The sequence below is a fragment of the Stenotrophomonas sp. GD03794 genome (assembly GCF_029842145.1).
In the GTDB taxonomy this organism is placed as follows: Bacteria; Pseudomonadota; Gammaproteobacteria; order Xanthomonadales; family Xanthomonadaceae; genus Stenotrophomonas; species Stenotrophomonas riyadhensis.
In genome coordinates this window covers 1-21,548 of record NZ_JAOCFV010000013.1, presented here as the reverse complement: position 1 = coordinate 21,548, position 21,548 = coordinate 1, and the positions used below count along the sequence as shown (strand labels likewise).

The following is a 21,548-nucleotide window of genomic DNA, read 5'->3' as shown; positions in this document are numbered from 1 at the left end:
GCGTGGCTGAAACAGCACGCCGCGGGCAGCTCAGTTTTCGCTGGCGGTTACGAATCCAGGCCGGCGCAGCTTGGCAGTTCGGCGTGCAGGAAATCGATGAAGGCACGCACCTTGGGCTGCAGGTGGCGCGAGGTGGGGTAGACCGCATGCACGAAGCGTGGTGGATAGCGGTGGTCGGGCAGCACCTGCTGCAGTTCGCCACGGGCCAGCGCCGGTGCCGCCAGGAACGAGGGCAGGGCGCCGATGCCCATGCCGGCCACCAGTAGGTCGCGCAGCAGCAGGCTGTTGTTGACGGTGACGCGCGCCGGCAGGGTGATCGTCACCTGGCCGTCGGGGCCGAGCAGCGGCCAGCTGCCGGGCGAGTCGGACAGGCTGTAGGCCAGCACGCTGTGCGCCTGCAGATCGTCCACCGCCTGCGGTGCCGGATGTTGCCGCAGGTAGGACGGGGCCGCGCACAGCACCTGCTGCAGCGAGGCCAGCCGGCGCGCCACCAGCCGCGAGTCATCCAGCTCGGCACGCAGCCGCAGCGACACATCGAAACCTTCGCCGACCGCATCGAGCAGGCGGTCTTCCATCACCAGGTCCAGTGACAGCTGCGGATGCTGCTGCAGGAAGCGTGGCAGCAGCGGCGACAGCGTGCTCAGCGCGAATGATTGCGGCGCGTTCACGCGCAGGCGTCCGGCCACGTCGCCGCGCTGTTCGGCGATGCCACGTTCCAATGCGTCCAGCTCGTCGAGCAGGCGGCAGCATTCGTGGTAATAGGCGTGGCCGGTCTCGGTCAGGCTCATGCGCCGCGTGGTCCGCTGCAGCAGCACCACGCCCAGGTGCGTTTCCAGGGTGCGCAGCTGCTTGCTCAGCCCGGCCGGCGACATGCCCAGGTCTTCGGCGGCGCGGGCCAGCCCGCCGCGTTCGACGATGCGGCGGAAGGCGCGCATCAGGTTGAAGGAATCCATGCCGGTCCCGGGCGCGATGAGGGCGCCATTGTAGATCCACGCCATGCGTGGATGTGGGAAGGCGGAGCGAATCGGTAGATCCACGCCATGCGTGGATGCAGGAACACGGTGCCGACCAAGCTCGGCATCCACCCGCAGCACGCGCTTGCGCCGTTTGTTCAAGCCGGCGCCCCATACGCCGCGCCAGCATGCAGGCCCCTCACTTTCCGGATTGCCCATGAAGCACTGGATGCTCCGCCTGTATGCCCCGTTGTTCCTGCTGGGCTTCGTCGCTGCTGCCGTCGTCTGGGTCGGCCACCTGCACGGTGATCCGCTATGGCTGCTGGCCTTGCTGGCGGTCGCCATCGCGATTTCGTTCGCCGCCGAACGCGTGTGGCCCTATGACCCTGCGTTCAACCATGACCACGGCGACAGCCTGCGTGACACCCTGCATGCGCTGGTCAACGAGAGCCTGAATCTGCTGTCGATCGCGGCGGTGCCGCTGCTGGCAGCCATCATTCCGTGGCAGGCCTGGCCGCTGCAGTGGCCATTCGCGCTGCAGGTGCTGCTGGCCATCATCTGCGCCGATCTCGGTATCACCCTGGTGCACTACGCCAGCCATCGCATCGGCTGGCTGTGGCGGCTGCACGCGGTACATCACAGCGTCACCCGCATGTACGGCTTCAATGGCCTGATGAAGCACCCGTTGCACCAGGCGGCCGAAGCAGTCGGCGGCGTGCTGCCGCTGCTGCTGTTGGGCCTGCCGATGCCGGTGGCCGCGGTGCTGGCGTTCGCCATTGCCATCCAGCTGCTGCTGCAGCATTCCAACGTGGACATGCGCCCGGGCGTGCTGGGCCGGGTGATGGCCTGGGCACCGCTGCACCGCTTCCACCACATGCGTTACGGCACCGCCGGCGACGTCAACTTCGGCCTGTTCCTGACGGTCTGGGATCATCTGCTGGGGACCGCCTTCGATGCGCCCGGCTATCGGCTGCAGCAACGCGACCTCGGCATCGGCAGCCAACCGGACTATCCGCGTGATTATCCCGGGCAGCTGCTGGCGCCGTTCCGCGAACTGCCGCATGGCGAGGTGCCGGAGTTGCCGGAAGGATTGCGCAGGCGCGGATGATCGGCCGTGTCAGGCCGCCTGCAACTGCAGGCCCCGCAGCTGTGCGGCACCGATGCCGAACATGCGGCGCAGGCTGCGTGACAGATGGGCCAGGTCGGCGAATCCGGCCGCATGCGCGCTGTCGGTCAGGCTGTGCCCGCGCAGATGATGCATCAGCGCGCGGCGCAGCCGTTGCCACAGCACCCAGCCGCGCAGGGTCACCGCCAGATCGGACTGGAAGCGCCGATGCAGCTGGCTGGTCGACAGATGTGCCGCCTCGGCGATATCGGCAGCCGGCACCGGGCCGGGCAGGTGCTCGGCGATACGGGACAGCGCTGCCTGCACGCGGCGGTCCAGCGGTTGCGGGCGGCTCAGCCGTGGCAACCAGTCGTGCAGCGCCAGCGCGTTGCCCGGCAGTGCGTGCAGGTGCTGCTGGATCTGCCCGGGATCGGCATGTGCGGGCTCGAGGAACACCGTGCAGCCCGCTTCCGGCGCCGACAGGATTGCGTGCGGCTGGAATGACGGCAGCCACAGCCGTTGGCCCTGCTGCCGTACGCCATCGACCTCGACCTGCCAGGGCGCGCCGTCGCTCAGTAACAGTTGATGGGCGTAGTGCGCGTGCGTATCGCTGCCACCAGCGTGGCCCTGCAGCACGGCCACGTGAGCATCCAGCAGCAGCGTGCCATTCCAGGGCAGGACGGGAGAGGACATGGAGGAATTGTAGATCCACGCCATGCGTGGATGAATCTCCATCGAAATCGAATATTCCGACAGTTGAACGAAGAGCAGCCGAGCATCGGCTCGGCTCTACAGCAGGCCGTGCAGGGAATTGTCGAAGGCGGGGTGGGTCCGGTTGCGGGGGCGTGAGCGCCATGGATGGCGCGACCGAGGCTACATGGACGTACTTGCGCCGTCCCCCGCAACCGGGCCCACCCCGCCACCCCACAGGAGCCCGCTGTTGCTTCGGCTGTTGCTTCTGAGGTTGCCGGCCAGCGGCCGGCACTACCGCGGGTGCCGGGCGCAGCCCGGCCGCGCGTACCCTCACCGCCCCTGCGGATCCGGCCGATGATGCACGTACTCGACCACGGTGCCATCGGGATGCACCGCATTGAACGCCGCCCCGGTCGGTACCACCTGCAGCGGGAAGATGATTTCAGCGCCAGCCGCCACCAGCTTGTCGTGATAGGGCCGAACGTCATCGACCAGCAGCGTCCCCGTGGTCGAAGTGAACGGCGCCAGCGCCGCCTTGCTGCCCTCGATCAACAGGAACGCACCGACCATCGCCAGACGCAGGCCGGCCTCCGGAAACGGGAACCCCGCATCGGCCACCACGCCCTGCAACTGCTCGTAGAACGCCACGCTGCGCTCCAGCTCACCGGGGGCCACGAACACCCGGATCAGCACGCGCGGCGCGCGCTGGCTGGAGGTATCACAGCGGTCGCGCCAGAGATGGTCGAAGTCGCGATGTACGGTCATGGGCTCGATTCGTGGCCAGGGACCCTCATTATCAGCAGCCTCGCGCGGCGCACTGATGACCGCCGGTGATGGCCTGATAACCAGTGGCTGGGGTCGGCCTGTGACTTAGGTCCTGTTGACAGGTGTGAACGCCCTCGCACAATCTTCACATGATTGGGTCGCCCTGCGCGGCCCGGACAGGCAGGTTGTCACGCCGGGAGGAGGGTCCCAGGCGCAGACCGGCCCGTCCTTCGGCCTGCGGGGCGTTGCCTGGCAACCCCTGCGCGGCATGAACGCTGCACCCTTCGGCGGCACTTTCCCTGGACCGATTGCCTTGGCAACGGAATTACGCCTGCCGATGAAAACGTTTACAAAGCCGCTTGCACTGTCCCTGGCCCTGTCAGCCGCACTGGCCGCCCCGGCCTGGGCCGACCCCGCCGCGTTCACTGTGCTGACCCTGGAACAGGCCCCGACCGCCGAGGCGATGCCGGCCCTGGCCGCCCAGCTGAAGACCCTGCAGGTGGACGCGGTGAGCGTGCGCCAGGTGCAGCGCGGCATCGGCCAGGTTGATCCGCTGCAGGTGCTGGCCGATGGGCTGGGCTACGCGTACCGCTTCATTGCTGCGGGCAAGGACGATGGCCAGACCCAGCGTGGCCAGGCCGTGCTGACCCGGCTGCCGATTGCTGCTGAATCCGGCCCCGACCAGCCGGGCCTGAACTACCTGCGCCTGGACGATGGCCGCCACACCGTGGCGGTCTACACCGATGCTGGTGCAGGTGCCGCGCAGCTGCCGGCGCTGGTCACGCGTTCGCGGCTGGGCGCACCGGCGGTGCTGCTCGGCGCGGTGGCCGGTGAATCGGCCAAGGCCGCAGGCTTCGACCCGGCACGTGTGGCGCTGGAGGCCGATGCCAGCTATTTCAGCGACGGCTTCCAGGCCGCCAGCAGTGCACCGTTCAAGGTGGAAGGCAGCGCCCTGCGTGCGACGCTGCTGACCCTGGCCTATGCCGCCGACAAGCATGGCGACACGCCGTGGATGGACACCACCCTTAACGCCGATGCACGCGCTGCGCTGCTGCTGAAGGCGATGACCGAGGATGAGAAGTTCCAGATGCTGCACAGCTACTTCGGGCTGGGCAAGGACGGTGGCCCGCTGCCGGAAGGCGCGGTCGGGTCGGCCGGTTTCGTGCCGGGCGTAGCGCGGCTGGGCATTCCATCGCAGCAGTCGGCCGATGCCGGCGTCGGCGTGACCAATCCAGGCGGCATCCGCCCGGGCGATTTCGCCACGGCGATGCCATCGGGCCCGTCCACCGCCTCCAGCTGGAACCGCGAAGTCGCCTTCGCTGGTGGTGCAACGATGGGCCGCGAAGCGTGGCAACAGCGCTTCAACATCCTGCTGTCGGGCAGCGTCAACCTGCAGCGCGACCCGCGCAACGGCCGCAATTTCGAGTACGCCGGCGAAGACCCGCTGCTGGCCGGTTCGATGGTCGGCGCGCTGATCCAGGGCGTGCAGAGCCAGCACGTGATCTCCTCGATGAAGCATTTCGCGCTGAACGACATGGAGACCCGCCGCAACTTCCACGACGTGCGCATCGGCGAACAGGCCATGCACGAGTCGGACCTGCTGGCCTTCGAGATCGCGCTGGACGCCGGCCGCCCGGGCGTGGCGATGTGCTCGTACAACAAGATCAACGGCACCTACGGCTGCGAGAACGGCTACCTGATGAACCAGGTGCTGAAGCAGGAATGGAAGTTCCCCGGTTTCGTGATGTCCGACTGGGGTGGCGTGCACAGTGGCTCGAAGGCGGCGCTGGCCGGCCTGGACCAGCAGTCGGCCGGTGAAGTGTTCGACGCAGCGGTGTTCTTCGATGAGCCGCTGCGCCTGGCCGTGCACGGCGGCGTGGTGCCGCAGGCGCGCCTGAACGACATGGTGGCGCGCATCCTGCGCACGATGTTCCTGCACGGCAACTTCGACAACCCGCCGCAGCACCAGAAGGTCGACGCCGAGGCCGGTTTCGCCGTTGCCCAGCGCACAGTGGAAGAAGGCAGTGTGCTGCTGCGCAATGAAGGCAACCTGCTGCCGCTGGCCGACAGCGTGAAGCGCATCGTCATCATCGGCGGCCATGCCGACAAGGGCGTGATCGGTGGCGGTGGTTCGTCGATGGTGGGCGTGACCGCCAAGGGCACCAACGCGGTGCCGGGCGTGCTGCCGACCACCTGGCCGGGCCCGGTGATCTTCCACCCGTCCTCGCCGCTGGAATCGCTGCGTGCGGCGCGTCCGGATGCAACCATCGAGTATGTGGACGGCACCAACGCCGCCGCTGCGGCCAAGGCAGCAGCGCAGGCCGACGTGGCCATCGTGTTCGCCACCCAGTGGGCGGCCGAATCGGTGGACCTGCCGGACATGCAGCTGCCGGATAATCAGGACGCCCTGATCTCGGCCGTGGCCAAGGCCAACCCGAAGACCGTGCTGGTGCTGGAAACCAACGGCCCGGTGCGCACGCCGTGGCTGGCGCAGGTGCCGGCGATGCTGCAGGCCTGGTACCCGGGCATCCGCGGTGGCGAAGGCATTGCCGCGCTGCTGACCGGCCAGGTCAATCCATCCGGCCGCCTGCCGGTGACCTGGGTGACGGACGAATCGCAGCTGCCGCGCCCGCACATCGACGGCCTCGGCTTCAAGCCGGCCAAGCCGTTCGGTGATGTGTTCGATTTCGATATCGAAGGCGCCAACGTCGGCTACAAGTGGATGGCGGCCAAGGGCCTGACCCCGACCTTCGCCTTCGGCCATGGCCTGTCCTACACCTCGTTCGCCTATGAAAACCTGAAGGTGAGCGTGGAAGGCTCGCGCCTGGTCGCCAGCGTCGACATCCGCAACACCGGCAAGCGCCCCGGTGCTGACGTCGCGCAGCTGTACCTGAAGCTGCCGGCCGGCAGCACCACGCCGATCCGCCTGATCGGCTACGACAAGGTGACCCTGCAGCCGGGCGAACAGCGTCGCATCCGCATCGAAGCCGAGCCGAAGACCCTGGCCCACTACGATGCGCAGGCCCGCCAGTGGAAGATCGACGGCGGCAGTTACCAGGTACAGCTGTCGCGCAATGCCGCCGAACCGCTGCAGACGGTGGATGTACAGCTGGTGGAGCAGGTGCTGCGCTGATGCCTGAAGACACGGCCCGGCACAGGGCCGTGTCTGTTTGTGCTGCTTCTGTAGAGCCGAGCCCACGCTCGGCTGATGAACAGTCAAGGCTGAGCCGACGAGCAGCCGAGCATGGGCTCGGCTCTACACCGGCGGGCTGACAAACCACCCGCGCAGGAAATCGATCAGCTGCCGCACCTTCGGTGAGGGCTGCGTGCTGTGCGGGTAGACCGCGTACACGCTCTGCTGCGGGAACCGGTGCTGGCGCAGCACCGGGCGCAGCCGGTCCTGGGCCAGGTCGTCCTCGATCAGCCAGCGTGGCAGCACGGTGACCCCGGCGCCGGCCACGGCGAAGGCGCGCAGGCTACTGGCACCATCCACGCGCACCACTGCATTGCCCGGGTTGGTGGCAAACAAGGCGTCGCTGCCGTCGGGCGCGATCACCGGCACGTCGGCCAGGCGCGGGTAGCCGAGGCGGGGCAGGGTGCCCAGCTGCACGGGGTCATCGGCAGCATCGGCAGAAGGCAGGCGTGCCAGCAGGGACGGAGCCGCCACCGCGCACAGTGGGTGCCGTTCCAGTTCGCTGGCGTGCAGGCCCGAATCGGGCAGACGGCCGAGGCGGATCGCCAGGTCGAAGCGTTCGGGAATCAGGTCGGCCGGTGCGGGCGACGTGGACAGGTGCAACTGCAGGGCCGGATGCCGTGCACGGAACGCCTCCAACGCAGGAATCAGGCGTAGCTGTGCGTACTCCGGGGTGGTGGTCAGGCGCAGCACACCCTGCAGCTGATGCTGGTCGCGGCGTGCGGCATCGATCGCCGCCTGCGCTGCATCCAGCGCCTGCACGCAGTGCTGCAGGAACTGCTCGCCGGCATCGGTCAGGGCCAGGTGGCGGGTACTGCGCAGCAACAGGGTCACGCCCAGCTCCTGTTCCAGCCGCTTCAGGTTGAAGCTGACCACCGCGCGGCTCAGGCCCAGGCGATCGGCGGCGGCGGTCAGGCTGCCGGCCTCGACCACGGCGCGGAAGATATCGAAGCGATCGAGGCTGACCATGATGATCCATTGTCAAAACAGGTTTGACAGTGTTGCAGCTGCCGTCGTGTTTTTCCAACAAGGTCCGGACGGCATGCTGGCCGCTTCCCCGCTGGAGCGCCGCCGATGCCGTCCCCCCGCCTGCGCCATGAGGCGATCTTCCTGCTGGTGTTCGCCCTGGATCTGGTCAACATGTTCATCGCCACGGTGGCCTATCCGGCATTGGCAGCGGAGATGCACGCCGATATCAGCACCCTGGCCTGGGTCGGCACCGCCTACATGCTGGGCCTGAGCGTGGTGATTCCGCTGGCGCCCTGGCTGGCCGCGCGTTGTGGTGAGCGTCGCCTGCTGCTGGTGGCGTTGCTGCTGTTCGCGGTTGCCGCTGCGCTGGCCGGCGCCGCACCGGGTATCGGCTGGCTGCTGGGCTGGCGCCTGCTGCAGGGCCTGGCCGGTGGCCTGCTGATTCCGGTGGCACAGGCGGCAGCGTACCGACAGTGCACGCCCGACCAGCGTGGCGCGCTGACCCGCCGCATCCTGCTGGTGGCGCTGCTGGTACCGGCACTGGCGCCCGCGCTCGGTGGGCTGCTGGTGCAGTGGTTGTCCTGGCGCGGTGTGCTCTGGGCCAGCCTGCCGCTGGCCGTGGTGGCGATTGGACTGGTGCTGGCGTGGATGCCGGCCGATGGCGCGCGTAGTGCGCCACGCCTGCAGGCCTATGCGCTGTCCACCGCGATGCTGGCGCTGGGCGCACTGCTGCTGGCGCTGACCTGGCTGGGTGAACCCGGCCATCGGGCCGCCGGCGCCGTACTGCTGTTGATCGCATTGCTGTTGGCGGCGGCCCACCTGCGGCATGCACGGCAGCAGGCGCAACCCCTGCTGCGCTGGTCATTGCTATCCCATCGCGGCCTGCGCCTGGCGATGCTGGTCTACCTGGCAGTACCCGGTGTATTCATCGGCAGCCAGCTGGTCAGCACGCTGCAGCTGCACCAGGCTGGTTACAGTGCCGCGCGCATCGGCGCGCTGATGCTGCCCTGGGCGCTGGCCTCGGCCATGGCGATCACGGCCAGCAAGCGCCTGCTGGCCCGCTTCGGTCCGGCCACGGTACTGCGTACGGGCATGCTTCTGCAGGCCGGCGGCCTGCTGTTGATGGCGCTGCTGCCGCAGCCGCACGTCGCCTTGGCCGGGCTGCTGTTCGCGCTGATGGGCGCCGGCGGCAGCCTGTGCAGCAGCACCGCACAGACGCTGGCCTTCCATGGGGTCGAGGGCGAGGCGCTGGGTGATGCCAGCGCACTCTGGAACCTCAATCGCCAGCTCAGCTTCTGCCTGGGCACCGCGGCCATCGCGCTGCTGCTGGCATTGGCCATGCAATGGCTGCCGGCCCATGCCACCGGCGTGGCGCTGGGTCTGGCTGCTGTACTGACCCTGCTGCCGATGGCGTTGCTGCGCCGGCCGCAATCGATGTTCCTTTCCCAACCCGAGACAACGCAATGACGATGACCGCAGAGAACGAGTTCCATGATCTGATCGCCAAGCTGCAGGCCTGGTTCCGTGCGGAAGCCGCCGCCAGCACGCTGGATGCGTTGATGGACCATTTCTGTACCGACTTCAGCATGGTCGGTATTGCCGGGCAGCGCCTGGACCGTGAAGCTCTGGCCGGCATGTTCGCTGGCGGCCATGGTGCGCGCCCGGGCTTGCGTATCGAAATCGATGCCCTGCAGTTCATCCCGGTGCCGTCTCCGCTGGCGATGCTGCGCTACCGTGAGGGGCAGGCCGTTGCTGAGGGTGTGATGGCCTGGCGTGAGGCACTGGCGGTGTTGCGGCAGGAAGATGGCCGTTGGCGCTGGCTGGCGTTGCACGAAGTGCCGGCAGCCTGATCGGTAGTGCCGGCCGCTGGCCGGCAACCGCGTACCGTGCCCGGGGTGGATGAAGTTGCCGGCCAGCGGCCGGCACGACCGGTTGCCGTCGGGCGCAGCAGCTGGTCGCACATGTGCCATCAGTCCTGCCTGCATCCACCGCAGAATGCAAAGCCCGCCCACACTTCACGGTACAAGGCAGGAGTAGGCTTGAGGCTTTCCTGCCGGGAGGGGTCTCCATGCGTGTGCGTGCCGTTGCTGTAGCCATCGCCCTTTGCCTGTCCAGCACCGTGCTGGCCGCCGAAACCCCGCCGATGACCCCGGACATCAGCGGCAAGCCCTTCGTTGCCCCCGATGTCGGTCGTGACTACGACAAGCGCGTGGTGATGGTGCCGATGCGTGATGGCACCAGGCTGTATACGGTGATCGTGGTGCCCAAGGGCGCGCGCAATGCGCCGATCCTGCTGACCCGTACGCCTTACGACGCAGCCGGCCGCGCCAGCCGCAGTGATTCGCCGCGCATGCGCGACCTGCTGCCGCAGGGCGACGAGGTGTTTGTCGATGGCGGTTACATCCGCGTATTCCAGGACATCCGCGGCAAGTACGGCTCCGAAGGCGATTACGTGATGACCCGGCCGCTGCGCGGGCCGTTGAACAACACCAAGGTGGACCACTCCACCGACGCCTGGGACACCATCGACTGGCTGGTGAAGAACGTGCCGGAGAGCAATGGCAAGGTCGGCATGCTCGGCTCGTCGTACGAGGGCTTCACCGTGGTGATGGCGCTGACCGACCCGCACCCGGCGCTGAAGGTGGCTGCGCCGCAGAGCCCGATGGTGGATGGCTGGATGGGCGACGACTGGCTCAACTACGGCGCGTTCCGCCAGGTCAATTTCAACTACTTCGCGATGCAGACCGAGAAGCGCGGCAAGGGCACGCCGCTGCCCAGCCTCGGCTACGATGACTACAGCACCTTCCTGCGCATCGGTTCGGCCGGCGACTACGCGCGTTTCACCGGCGTGGACCAGCTGACCTGGTGGAAGAAACTGGTGGAGCACCCGGCCTATGACGGCTTCTGGCAGGGCCAGGCGCTGGACGCGGTGATGGCGAAGACGCCATTGAAGGTGCCGACCATGTGGCTGCAGGGCCTGTGGGACCAGGAGGACATGTGGGGTGCCAACCACGCCTACCAGGCAATGGAAGGGCGCGACAGCGGCAACAACCGCAACTACCTGGTGATGGGACCGTGGCGGCACAGCCAGGTGAACTACAGCGGTAGCGAGCTGGGCGCGCTGAAGTTCGATGGCGATACCGCGCTGCAGTTCCGCCGTGACGTGCTCAAGCCGTTCTTCGACCAGTATCTGGTGGACGGTGCGCCGAAGGCGGATACGCCGCCGGTGCTGATCTACAACACCGGCGAGAACCACTGGGATCGCCTGAAGGGCTGGCCACGCAGCTGCGACAAGGGCTGTGCTGCCAGCAGCAAGCCGCTGTACCTGCGTGCCGGCGGCAAGCTGGCGTTCCAGGCACCGGCGGCGGGCGAGGGCGACTTCGAGGAATACGTGTCCGACCCGGCCAAGCCGGTGCCGTTCGTGCCGCGTCCGGTGCGTTTCGGTGACCGCGACATGTGGACCACCTGGCTGGTCAAGGATCAGCGCTTCGTTGATGGCCGCCCGGACGTGCTGACCTTCATCACCGAACCGCTGACCGCGCCGCTGCGCATCGGCGGCGCGCCGGTGGTGCACCTGCAGGCCTCGACCAGCGGCACCGACAGCGACTGGGTGGTGAAGCTGATCGACGTGTATCCGGACCAGGAAGCGTCGACGCCGGAGATGGGCGGCTACGAGCTGCCGGTGTCGCTGGCGATCTTCCGTGGCCGCTATCGCGAAAGCTTCAGCGATCCGAAGCCGCTGGCGGCGAACCAGGTGCTGCCGTACCGCTTCGACCTGCCCAACGCCAACCACACCTTCCAGAAGGGTCACCGGGTGATGGTGCAGGTGCAGTCCAGTCTGTTCCCGCTGTATGACCGCAACCCGCAGACCTACGTGCCGAACGTCTACCTGGCCAAGCCCGGCGATTACCAGAAGGCCACGCAGCGGGTCTGGCACAGCGCGGCGCAGGCCAGTTACATCGATCTGCCGGTGTATTGAGGCCCACAGGGTGACGCCGGGCATGGCCCGGCGCTACCTGGGCCCGCGCGATGCACGACGGTTTTGGTAGTGCCGGCCGCTGGCCGGCGTTTCTATGCTCAAGGATAAAGGTTGTCGCTCGTCAGCAGCCCACTGTCGAACTTCCGAAAGAGTTCGGCAATTGATTCGGCGATGGGCTTTCCCCGGCTGATGTCGAGATCGCCCAGATCGAATGAGATGATCTGTCCGCGACTGAGCGGGCAGAGATCGAGCGCGATGAGCGTCGATCCACCGTCCGTTCCAATGCCCATCAGGTAGTCGCCAAGATAACGACGGATCTGGTAGCTGCGGTTGAGCTGAATGATGGTGGCGATGGACCATAGGTCGACATAAGCATGAGGGAACACGCAGCGCCCACCGTTTGACCAACGCAGGAGCAGCATGAATTCCTCTGGAATCGCTGCCTCGCTCCAATGTGCCTGTAAGCTGCGTAGATCGTCCTCATGCCCGCCTGTCTCGGGTAGCCATGGACTTTGGATGCATCGGATGAAGTAAGGCGTGCTTGGTTGATCTCGATTGTCCACGAGAAGTCCCTGTAGTCAGCCTTACTACGATGGCGCGGCCCATCTTTGGCGGCAATGGGCATATGCGACATGCGCAGAGATGTGTCGGGAATATGATCGCTTCCAGCGCGTGTCGACCAAGGTCGACACCTACCAGAGCGGAGCCATGGCAGGTCGATTCAGGCGGTTGCGGTTGTGCCGGCCGCTGGCCGGCATCCGCGATGGCGTGAAGCAGAAGCTGCTATCCGACCTTTGAGGGCCCGGTGCGCCAGCGGCTGGGTACCAGGCCGAAACGCTTGCGGAACGCAGCCGCGAAGTTGCTGGGGTGACGGTAGCCACTGGCGGCCGCAGCCTGCTCGACAGTCCAGCCGTCTTCGCGCAGGCCCTGCTCGGCGTGGCGCATGCGTTGTTCGTGCAGGTAGTCGAACACCGAGCAGCCGTACTGCTGGGCGAAATGACGGCGAAGCGAGCTTGGGCTCATGCAGGCCAGCTGGGCCAGTTCGATCAGACTATGGGCGTGGCTGGGATCGTCATGCAGGTAGGCACGCACGCGCTCCAGGCGCTCGCGCTGGCCAGCCCGCAGCGTTCGTACATGGTCGGTCTGCAGATCCTCGGCCTTCAGCCCAACGGCCAGCAGCTGCAGTGCGACGCCTTCGCGCCACAACGCGTCGATGCCGTCCTCCCATGGGCTTTCGAACAGCTGGCCCAGCACCGGCAGCAGGGTATGCGGAATGGCCCAGTGGCGGCATTCCAGGTGGGTGTTGAGCGCGGTCTCCAACTGTGGCAGCTGGAACAGGTCCGGATCGATCTGGCCGGGCACCATCACGCTGACGCCGCGCATGCGCGTTTCGCCAGGATGCGTACCGGTCATCTCAACCTGTTCGCGGTGGTGCGCGGTCATCGCCGTACCAGCACGCAGGGTGAAACCACCACGTCGCGGAATGCGCACATCGACCTGGCCCTGCAGCATCACGCGGATGGCCAGGCCGGGACTCTGCTGGGCGGTGGCGACATAAGGGAAGCGATTATGGACGTCGGAGGCAATCAGGCTCATGCCGCCGCGCAGGAACTGCTCGTTGACCTCGCCATGGCCGGCCCACTGGTCGTCACGCAGGTGTTCCGGGGCGGCGCGGTAATCGAAGCCATGGCGGTGGCCGAAGCGGCGGTAATCAGCAAAAGTGAAATATCGGGACATCGCTCGGCACGTGCTTTGGAGGTGGACGCTGGCATTACCTCGCCCACGCGCTCTGCAATGCAGATGCAGATCCCGTCGTTACCCGTGCAGACATGCTGGGAAGCAGGGGCGTGGGCACGCTGGATGGTGGGGGAACACCAGGTTGAATGGAATGTGTCGAAGAAACTGGAAACGTTTCCCATTGTCGCCTTGATTCGCGCGCTTTTGATTTCAATATGGTCAAAACGATTGACGATTACGGCCAAAGTGAAAATGCCGCCGAACATACGCCAGCGTTTTGCATGCATATCCGTACGCAATTCCATACATCAACTTGAGTTGAGGTTTCATGGCTGGAACGATCACCCGTAGACGCGATGTCGGCCGGGCCATCACGAGCGGGCGCGTAGGGTGGGGCGGTTGGCCATTGCAGGTCACATCGATACCCCCACTGATGGAGAACGCAGATGATTGACTACCAGCTCACCGGCAAGACCGCGATCGTGACCGGCGGCGTATCCGGCATCGGCCTGGCGGTCGCGCAGACCCTCGCCGCATCCGGTGCGCGTATTTCGGTCTGGGACCTGAAGCAGGGCGCGGTGGATGCCACGGTGGCACAGCTGCAGGACAGCGGCGTGCAGGCCATCGGCGTCGCGCTGGACGTGACCGATGATGCCGCCGTCGAAGCGGCGGTGCAGCGCACGGTGAAGGAACTGGGCGGCGTGCATGTCGCAGTCAACAACGCCGGCATCAGTGGGCCGGCGGCCAGCAGTGGTGATTATCCGGTGGACGGATGGCAGCGGGTGATCGACGTCAACCTGACCAGCGTATTCCTGTGCCAGCGTGCGCAGATCCAGGCGATGCGTGCGGCGGGTTCCGGTGGCAGCATCATCAACATGGCGTCGATCCTGGGCCAGGTGGGGTATGCCGGTTCCACCGCGTATGTAGCGGCCAAGCACGGCGTGGTCGGCCTGACCCAGACCGCAGCCTGGGAACATGCCGCAGATGGCATCCGTGTCAATGCGGTCGGCCCGGGTTTCATCAACACGCCGCTGCTGGAGAAGATGGATCCGAAGGTGCGCGCGACACTGGAAGCGCGGCATGCGCTGAAGCGGCTGGGCACGGCCGAGGAAGTAGCGGCACTGGTGGCCTGGTTGGCCAGCGACGACGCCTCGTTCGCGACCGGTACCTATTACGCCATTGATGGTGGCTACCTGGCGCAGTGATGCGTTGATCACAGATGGCGCAGGCGTTGGACACGGCCCGGCGCTGTCGGGTGAACGGGCTGTGGTGTGGCCCTCAGCTCTGTGCCACGGGTGCCACGCGACGCTCCGGGAAACTCCCGGAGCCTGCCCATGTAACTCACCCAGGATGTCTCGATCCTGCTGCGCGTGGCCGCAGCAATGCTGCTCGGCGTCGAGCGCGAGATGAGCAATCGGCATCGCCGTGGGCATCGGCAGGTACGTGGTTGCCATCCGGGTGAGCGTGCTGTGCGTGCTGGTGCTGGCGGTGATGCGGCGGCTGGAGAAGAAGATCTGACGCGGAGTGGGGTCGGAGCCCCTGCGGGGATCCGACCCCAAGGGCCCAGGCAGGGTCAGATCCCCGCAGGGGCTCTGACCCTTACCTCGCGAAATGGTAGGACCAATATGACGTCTAGCCCTATGGTCTAATAGGCGCTTCGCCGGAGTGGCGGTTAAATCCGCTGCACGTGGTCTGATCGATATCATTATTGGTACTACCAATAATCGGCGGCCGCGGCGACCCACCGCGTGCGGTGGAGCACATCCCGCCCCCAGTCGAGAGCCTTCATGCAGCCCTGGCAACACCTGTACGACCCCGCCGGCAACCTGTGGTTGTCGAGCCTGATCGCGCTGCTGCCGATCGCGTTCTTCTTCATCGCTCTGGCCGTGCTGCGGATGAAGGGCTGGCTGGCCGGCACGATCACCGTGGCCATCGCACTCGGCGTGGCCCTGCTGTTCTATCGCATGCCGCTGACCCAGGCGCTGGGCGCGGCCGGTTTCGGCTTCGTCTACGGCCTGTGGCCGATCGCCTGGATCATCATCGGCGCGGTGTTTCTCTACAAGGTTTCGGTCAAGACCGGGCAGTTCGACATCATCCGTGCCTCGATCCTGTCGGTCACCGAGGACCAGCGCCTGCAGATGCTGATGGTCGGCTTCGCCTTCGGTGCCTTCCTGGAAGGCGCGGCCGGCTTCGGTGCGCCGGTGGCGATCACCGCGGCACTGCTGGTCGGGCTGGGCTTCAAGCCGCTGTATGCCGCCGGCCTGTGCCTGATCGTCAACACCGCGCCGGTGGCGTTCGGTGCAATGGGCATTCCGATCATCGTGGCCGGGCAGGTTACCGGCCTGGACGCGTTCGAGATCGGCCAGATGGCCGGCCGCCAGCTGCCGTTCCTGACCCTCATCGTGCTGTTCTGGATCATGGCGATCATGGATGGCTGGCGTGGCATCAAGGAAACCTGGCCGGCGGTGCTGGTGGCCGGTGGCTCGTTCGCCATCGCGCAGTACCTGACCTCCAACTTCATTGGCCCGGAACTGCCGGACATCACCGCCTCACTGGCATCGCTGGTCTGCCTGACCCTGTTCCTGCGCCGCTGGAAGCCGGTGCGGATCTTCCGCTTCGATACCGAAACCAGCGCCGAGGCCGCTGCACAGGCACTGGAAGCGCCACGCTACAGCGTCGGCCAGGTCGCCAAGGCATGGTCGCCGTTCCTGATCCTCACCGCGATGGTCACGCTGTGGAGCATCAAACCGTTCAAGTCGCTGTTCGCGGCGGGCGGCCCGCTGGAAAGTTGGGTGCTGAAAATCCCGGTGCCGGGCCTCGACCAGATGGTGCAGAAGATGCCGCCGATCGTGGATGCACCGCTCAGCTACGAGGCGATCTACAAGTTTGACTGGTTCTCGGCCACCGGCACCTCGATCATCCTGGCCGCGGTGATCGCGATCATCGCGCTGCGCATGCCGGCCCGTTCGGCGCTGCAGACCTTCGGTGAGACCGTGCGTGAGCTGCGCATGCCGATCTACTCGATCGGCATGGTGCTGGCCTTCGCCTTCATCGCCAACTATTCGGGTCTGTCGGCAACGCTGGCACTGGCATTGGCGCATACCGGCGACGCATTCCCGTTCTTCTCGCCGTTCCTGGGCTGGCTGGGCGTGTTCCTGACCGGCTCGGATACTTCGTCCAACGCGCTGTTCTCGGCGCTGCAGGCCACCACGGCGCAGCAGATCGGCGTGTCCGACGTGCTGCTGGTGGCGGCCAACACCACTGGCGGCGTGACCGGCAAGATGATCTCGCCGCAGTCGATCGCCATTGCCTGCGCGGCGGTCGGCCTGGCCGGCAAGGAATCGGACCTGTTCCGTTTCACGGTCAAGCACAGCCTGATCTTCACCACGATGGTCGGCCTGATCACCCTGGCCCAGGCCTACTGGCTGACCTGGATGATTCCCTGAGCCATGCACGGCAGGCCGACCACCCGCTGCGCGCTTCGGGCCACAATGGTGCCATGAGCACGCAACGTATTTCGGACAAGGTGGCCGCGCAGCTGCGCGGCCTGGTGCAGGAACAGCGGCTGCAGCCGGGTGACCGTCTGCCGGCCGAACGCACCCTGGCGGTGCAGCTGGGGGTCTCGCGAACGTCGTTGCGCGAGGCCATCGCGCAGTTGGCCAGCCAGGGCTTGCTGACCGCACGGGTCGGTGGCGGCACCTACGTGGCCGAACCCGCGGCGCGCGCGCGGCAGGCGCTGGATGAACCGCTGGCGCCGTACCTGCCGTTGTTCCAGGGCGATCCGGAATACCGCTTCGACGTGCTGGAGATCCGCCACGCGCTGGAAGGTGCCACCGCCTGGCATGCGGCGCTGCGTGCCACCGACGAGGATCGCACACGCATCGCCCAGGCCTTCCAGACCATGATGGACGCGCACGGCAAGGACGACCCCACCGGCGAGGCGGAGGCCGACGCAGCCTTCCACCTGTCCATCGCCGAGGCCTCGCACAACCTGGTGCTGCTGCAGGTGATGCGCGGCCTGTTCGAGCTGCTGCAGACCAACATCTCGCAGAGCCGCGAAAAGCTCTACACCTCGGCGAGGACCTTCTCGCCGTTGTCCGACCAGCACCGCGAGATGATGGACGCGGTGCTGGCCGGCGACCCCGAACGCGCGCGCGCCGCCGCGCATGCCCACCTCGAGTTCGTGCACACCACGCTGCGCACCCTCGATGACAACGAAGCCCGGCGTGCGCGGGCCTCGCGTCTACCTTCCCCACACGGTTGACCCCATGATCATCTCCGCCTCCACCGATTACCGTGCCGCAGCGCAACGCCGGCTGCCGCCGTTCCTGTTCCACTACATCGATGGCGGCGCGTATGCCGAGCACACGCTGAAGCGCAACGTTTCCGACCTGTCCGACATCGCGCTGCGCCAGCGCATCCTGCGCAACATGTCCGACCTGAGCCTGGAAACCGAACTGTTCGGCGAAACGCTGGCGATGCCGGTGGCACTGGCGCCGGTCGGCCTGACCGGCATGTATGCCCGACGCGGTGAGGTACAGGCGGCGCGCGCGGCCGACAGCCGCGGTATCCCGTTCACCCTGTCCACCGTATCGGTGTGCCCGATCGAGGAAGTGGCACCGGCCATCCAGCGGCCGATGTGGTTCCAGCTGTACGTGCTGCGCGACCGTGGCTTCATGCGCAACGCGCTGGAGCGGGCGCAGGCCGCGGGGGTGACCACACTGGTGTTCACCGTGGACATGCCGGTGCCGGGTGCGCGCTACCGCGATGCCCACTCCGGCATGAGTGGACCGAATGCCTCGCTGCGCCGCATCGGCCAGGCCATCACCCATCCGCACTGGGCGTGGGACGTGGGCCTGTTCGGCCGCCCGCACGACCTTGGCAATATCTCCACCTACCGCGGCAATCCGACCGGGCTGGAGGACTATATCGGCTGGCTCGGCAGCAACTTCGATCCGTCCATTTCGTGGAAGGACCTGGAGTGGATCCGCGAGTTCTGGAAGGGCCCGATGGTGATCAAGGGCATCCTCGACCCGGATGACGCACGTGATGCGGTCAAGTTCGGCGCCGATGGCATCGTGGTCTCCAACCACGGTGGCCGCCAGCTCGACGGCGTGCTGTCTACCGCGCGTGCATTGCCGGCGATTGCCGATGCGGTGCAGGGCGACCTGAAGATCCTCGCCGATTCCGGCATCCGCACCGGCCTGGACGTGGTGCGCATGCTGGCGCTGGGGGCCGACACCGTGCTGCTGGGCCGTGCCTTCGTCTATGCGCTTGCAGCGCAGGGCGAGGCTGGCGTGGTCAACCTGCTGGACCTGATCGCCAAGGAGATGCGCGTGGCGATGACACTGACCGGTGCGCGCCGCATCGCTGACATCGGCCGCGATTCGCTGGTCAACCTGCCGTGAGTGGCCACGATGCCGTGCTGACGCAGTTGCGCGATGCGGTCGGCAACCGCCATGTACTGACCGGCGACAAGGCCACCCGCCGTTTCCGCCGTGGCTACCGTTTCGGCGACGGCCCGGTGCTGGCGGTGGTGCGCCCGGGTACGCTGCTGGAGCTGTGGCGTGTTCTGCAGGCGGCGGTGCAGGGCGGGGCAGCGATCATCCTGCAGGCGGCCAACACCGGCCTGACCGGTGGCTCGACCCCGGATGGCAACGACTATGGGCGTCCGATCGTGCTGATCAGCACGCTGCGCCTGACCGGCATCCAGCTGTTGAACGAGGGCCGCCAGGTGCTGTGCCTGCCCGGCGCGACGCTGGACCGGCTGGAGCAGACGCTGGCGCCACTGGGCCGCGAACCGCATTCGGTGATCGGCTCGTCCTGCATCGGCGCCTCGGTACTGGGCGGCATCTGCAACAACTCCGGTGGCGCGCTGGTGCGTCGTGGCCCGGCCTACACCGAGCTGGCACTGTATGCGCAGGTCGATGCACAGGGCCAGCTGCAGCTGGTCAACCATCTGGGCATCGCGCTGGGCCATACGCCCGAGCAGATCCTGCAGCGCCTGCAGGCGGGTGACTACCGTGCTGCCGACGTTGGGGACGGCGATGGCCGCGCCGCCTCCGATCCACGCTACGCCGAGGAAGTGCGCCGGGTCGATGCCGATACGCCGGCACGCTTCAATGCCGACCCCAGCCGCCACTTCGAGGCAGCGGGATCTGCCGGCAAGCTGGCAGTGTTCGCGGTGCGCCTGGACACCTTCGAGAAGGAGGCGGCCGAAGTCTTCTACATCGGCAGCAACCATACCGACAGCCTGACCGCGATCCGGCGCCAACTGCTGACCGGCTTCGAACGCCTGCCGATTGCCGGCGAGTATATCCACCGCGATGCCTATGACATCGGCGAACGCTACGGCAAGGACAGCTTCCTGTTGATCGACCGCCTTGGCACCGCCCGCGTGCCGGCCGCCTTCGCACTGAAGAGCCGCGTCGATGGCTGGTTCGAGCGGTTGGGCCTGCGCGGGGTGACCGACCGGGTGATGCAGGTGCTGACCGGTCTGCTGCCCTCGCACCTGCCCAAGCGCATGGGCGAGTTCCGCCAGCGCTACGAGCATCATCTGTTGCTGAAGGTCTCCGCGCAGGACGCAGCGGACACCGAGGCGTGGCTGCGCGGCTTCTTTGCCGACCATGAGGGCGGTTACTTCCACTGCACGGCCGATGAGGGTCGCAAGGCCTTCCTGCATCGCTTCGCCGTGGCCGGCGCGGCGGTGCGTTACCGCGAAGTGCATCGCAACCAGGTGCAGGACATCGTGGCGCTGGACATCGCCCTGCGTCGCGATGACGCCGACTGGTTCGAGCAGTTGCCGGCCGATATCGATGGCCGCCTGCTGCACAAGCTGTATTACGGGCACTTCCTGTGCCACGTGTTCCACCAGGACTACATCGCGCGCAAGGGCGAAGACCCGATGGCGATCGAGCACGCGATGTGGGCACTGCTGGACCAGCGCGGCGCCGAGTACCCGGCCGAGCACAACGTCGGCCACCTGTACCCGGCCAAGCCGGCACTGGCCGGGTTCTACAAGCAGCTGGACCCGAGCAATACGTTCAATCCCGGTATCGGCCAGACGTCGAAGGCGAGAGGGTGGGGTGGCTGCGACTGCAATGGGCATTGACGGATACAACGTGTCCTTACTGTAGAGCCGAGCCTATGCTCGGCTGCTCTTCCCGACAGACAGCAGTCGAGCATGGCTCGACTCTGCAAAGGCGAAGTCGGGCATGGCTCGACTCTGCCCGGGCAACGGTTACCATCGGAATCCCAACCGCAGGAGCCGCCCATGCCCCCCATCGTTGCCCGCACGACCGTGTGTGCTGCATTGCTGGCCACCCCGGCGCTGGTGTTGGCGCAGGGCTCGATCCTGCCGCAGCAGCGTGACGCTGCCGGCAATGTGATGGAGCCGCTGGGGCAGGTGCTGGTCGCCGATGAGACGGGACCAGCGGGGCTCTATGACTGCACCCTCGATCGTGCCTGGTGCGTGCGCGTGCAGCCGGTCACCGAAGATGGTGATCGGCCGACCGTGCTGGAAGTACTTGAGAAGGTGCCGGGCCAGCGCACGCCACACACCTATCACGTCAGCATCGACGTGCCGCAGGAAAGCGATCTGAAGCTGTGGCCGTGGATCGTGCGGCTGGCCCCAGGTGTTGGCAGCGACGAGCCTGTGACCGACCCGCAGCAGCGGGCCCGCCAGAATGTACTGGTGGGAGGCATCGTCTCGTTCAGCAGCATGTATTCCGGCGGCGGTGCCGATGCGTCCACGCTGCAGCTGGCACGCGTGCGCCACCTGCAGGACGACATCCAGGTGGACGACGACGTGCTGACCGTGCCGTGGCTGGGCAGTGCGATGATCCGCGCCTGCTTCAGCGAGCAGGACATCAAGCAGCGTGCCGGTGCCTGCCACGATGAGTATGGGTTCTCGGCAAGGCTGGGGCTGGAGACGGCGGCCGAGGGCATGCCGGTACTGCGCTACCAGACCGTGGCCACGCGGTTTCCGGCCGGTGTCTCGCGCTTCGAGGATTCGCTGGCCAAAGGGCCGCTGAAGAAGAAGGACCTGCGCACCGAGCAGGACCCAGCGTGCAGCTACACGCGGCTGTTCCGCTTTAGCGATGGGGTATTCCACCCCGACCAGGCGCTGCCGGATTGTGCGGGGTATACCGAACC

Annotated in this window: 18 protein-coding genes; 12 read left to right on the top strand and 6 right to left on the bottom strand. The window is 66.8% G+C overall.

The features are described from left to right. Positions 1-47 precede the first annotated feature (47 nt). Positions 48-998: a LysR family transcriptional regulator gene (locus N5D91_RS09290; protein ID WP_180854601.1), complete on the bottom strand. Its 951-nt coding sequence runs from the start codon at positions 996-998 to the stop codon at positions 48-50. Positions 999-1,170: 172 nt separating this feature from the next. Here N5D91_RS09290 and N5D91_RS09285 point away from each other — a divergent pair, with 172 nt between their 5' ends. Next, on the top strand, positions 1,171-2,061 hold the full coding sequence (locus tag N5D91_RS09285; RefSeq protein ID WP_180854600.1) for a sterol desaturase family protein: 891 nt from the start codon (positions 1,171-1,173) through the stop codon (positions 2,059-2,061). 9 nt (positions 2,062-2,070) lie between these two features. Here the strand turns inward: N5D91_RS09285 and N5D91_RS09280 are convergent, their stop codons facing one another. Beyond that, positions 2,071-2,775, bottom strand: coding sequence for an AraC family transcriptional regulator (locus tag N5D91_RS09280; RefSeq protein WP_180854599.1), 705 nt, complete (start codon positions 2,773-2,775; stop codon positions 2,071-2,073). A 306-nt stretch (positions 2,776-3,081) separates the two neighbouring features. Continuing rightward, entirely contained in the window at positions 3,082-3,516 is a 435-nt protein-coding gene (locus N5D91_RS09275) for a glyoxalase/bleomycin resistance/dioxygenase family protein (RefSeq protein WP_049422820.1), read from the bottom strand. Between the two features lie 337 nt (positions 3,517-3,853). Here N5D91_RS09275 and N5D91_RS09270 point away from each other — a divergent pair, with 337 nt between their 5' ends. After that, positions 3,854-6,649, top strand: coding sequence for a glycoside hydrolase family 3 C-terminal domain-containing protein (locus N5D91_RS09270; protein WP_180854598.1), 2,796 nt, complete (start codon positions 3,854-3,856; stop codon positions 6,647-6,649). A 123-nt stretch (positions 6,650-6,772) separates the two neighbouring features. Here the strand turns inward: N5D91_RS09270 and N5D91_RS09265 are convergent, their stop codons facing one another. Continuing rightward, the gene (locus N5D91_RS09265; protein WP_180854597.1) at positions 6,773-7,678 is read right to left on the bottom strand and encodes a LysR family transcriptional regulator; all 906 of its coding nucleotides are present in this window, start codon (positions 7,676-7,678) and stop codon (positions 6,773-6,775) included. A gap of 105 nt (positions 7,679-7,783) precedes the next feature. Between N5D91_RS09265 and N5D91_RS09260 the strand changes: the two genes are divergently transcribed. The 3 genes from N5D91_RS09260 to N5D91_RS09250 all read left to right on the top strand — a co-directional run bounded on the left by N5D91_RS09260 (position 7,784) and on the right by N5D91_RS09250 (position 11,657). Then, positions 7,784-9,145, top strand: a complete 1,362-nt coding sequence (locus N5D91_RS09260) for an MFS transporter (protein ID WP_180854596.1) — start codon at positions 7,784-7,786, stop codon at positions 9,143-9,145. Then, positions 9,142-9,528, top strand: a complete 387-nt coding sequence (locus N5D91_RS09255; protein WP_180854595.1) for a DUF4440 domain-containing protein — start codon at positions 9,142-9,144, stop codon at positions 9,526-9,528. The genes N5D91_RS09260 and N5D91_RS09255 overlap by 4 nt, the downstream gene beginning before the upstream one ends. A gap of 218 nt (positions 9,529-9,746) precedes the next feature. Further along, positions 9,747-11,657, top strand: a complete 1,911-nt coding sequence (locus N5D91_RS09250; protein ID WP_180854594.1) for a CocE/NonD family hydrolase — start codon at positions 9,747-9,749, stop codon at positions 11,655-11,657. A gap of 98 nt (positions 11,658-11,755) precedes the next feature. Here the strand turns inward: N5D91_RS09250 and N5D91_RS09245 are convergent, their stop codons facing one another. Then, a complete protein-coding gene (locus N5D91_RS09245; protein ID WP_180854593.1) occupies positions 11,756-12,220 on the bottom strand; it encodes an SMI1/KNR4 family protein in 465 nt (154 codons plus the stop codon). Between the two features lie 220 nt (positions 12,221-12,440). Continuing rightward, positions 12,441-13,394: an AraC family transcriptional regulator gene (locus tag N5D91_RS09240; RefSeq protein WP_180854592.1), complete on the bottom strand. Its 954-nt coding sequence runs from the start codon at positions 13,392-13,394 to the stop codon at positions 12,441-12,443. A 57-nt stretch (positions 13,395-13,451) separates the two neighbouring features. Between N5D91_RS09240 and N5D91_RS09235 the strand changes: the two genes are divergently transcribed. The 7 genes from N5D91_RS09235 to N5D91_RS09205 all read left to right on the top strand — a co-directional run. After that, entirely contained in the window at positions 13,452-13,745 is a 294-nt protein-coding gene (locus N5D91_RS09235) for a hypothetical protein (protein ID WP_125894599.1), read from the top strand. Between the two features lie 95 nt (positions 13,746-13,840). Next, on the top strand, positions 13,841-14,599 hold the full coding sequence (locus tag N5D91_RS09230) for an SDR family NAD(P)-dependent oxidoreductase (protein WP_153856111.1): 759 nt from the start codon (positions 13,841-13,843) through the stop codon (positions 14,597-14,599). Positions 14,600-15,181: 582 nt separating this feature from the next. Next, positions 15,182-16,840 carry an L-lactate permease gene (lldP, locus tag N5D91_RS09225; RefSeq protein WP_110712679.1) on the top strand — a complete coding sequence of 553 codons (1,659 nt, stop codon included), beginning with the start codon at positions 15,182-15,184 and terminating at the stop codon, positions 16,838-16,840. A 53-nt stretch (positions 16,841-16,893) separates the two neighbouring features. After that, positions 16,894-17,658 (top strand): transcriptional regulator LldR, encoded by a 765-nt coding sequence (lldR, locus tag N5D91_RS09220; RefSeq protein ID WP_153856113.1) that lies wholly within the window; start codon positions 16,894-16,896, stop codon positions 17,656-17,658. A gap of 4 nt (positions 17,659-17,662) precedes the next feature. Further along, the gene (gene lldD, locus N5D91_RS09215; protein ID WP_180854591.1) at positions 17,663-18,802 is read left to right on the top strand and encodes an FMN-dependent L-lactate dehydrogenase LldD; all 1,140 of its coding nucleotides are present in this window, start codon (positions 17,663-17,665) and stop codon (positions 18,800-18,802) included. Next, complete coding sequence (dld, locus tag N5D91_RS09210; protein ID WP_180854590.1) at positions 18,799-20,505, top strand: D-lactate dehydrogenase; 1,707 nt, start codon at positions 18,799-18,801, stop codon at positions 20,503-20,505. The genes lldD and dld overlap by 4 nt, the downstream gene beginning before the upstream one ends. Before the next feature lie 162 nt (positions 20,506-20,667). Beyond that, on the top strand, positions 20,668-21,548 hold an 881-nt coding region (locus N5D91_RS09205), incomplete at its 3' end, for a hypothetical protein (RefSeq protein ID WP_180854589.1).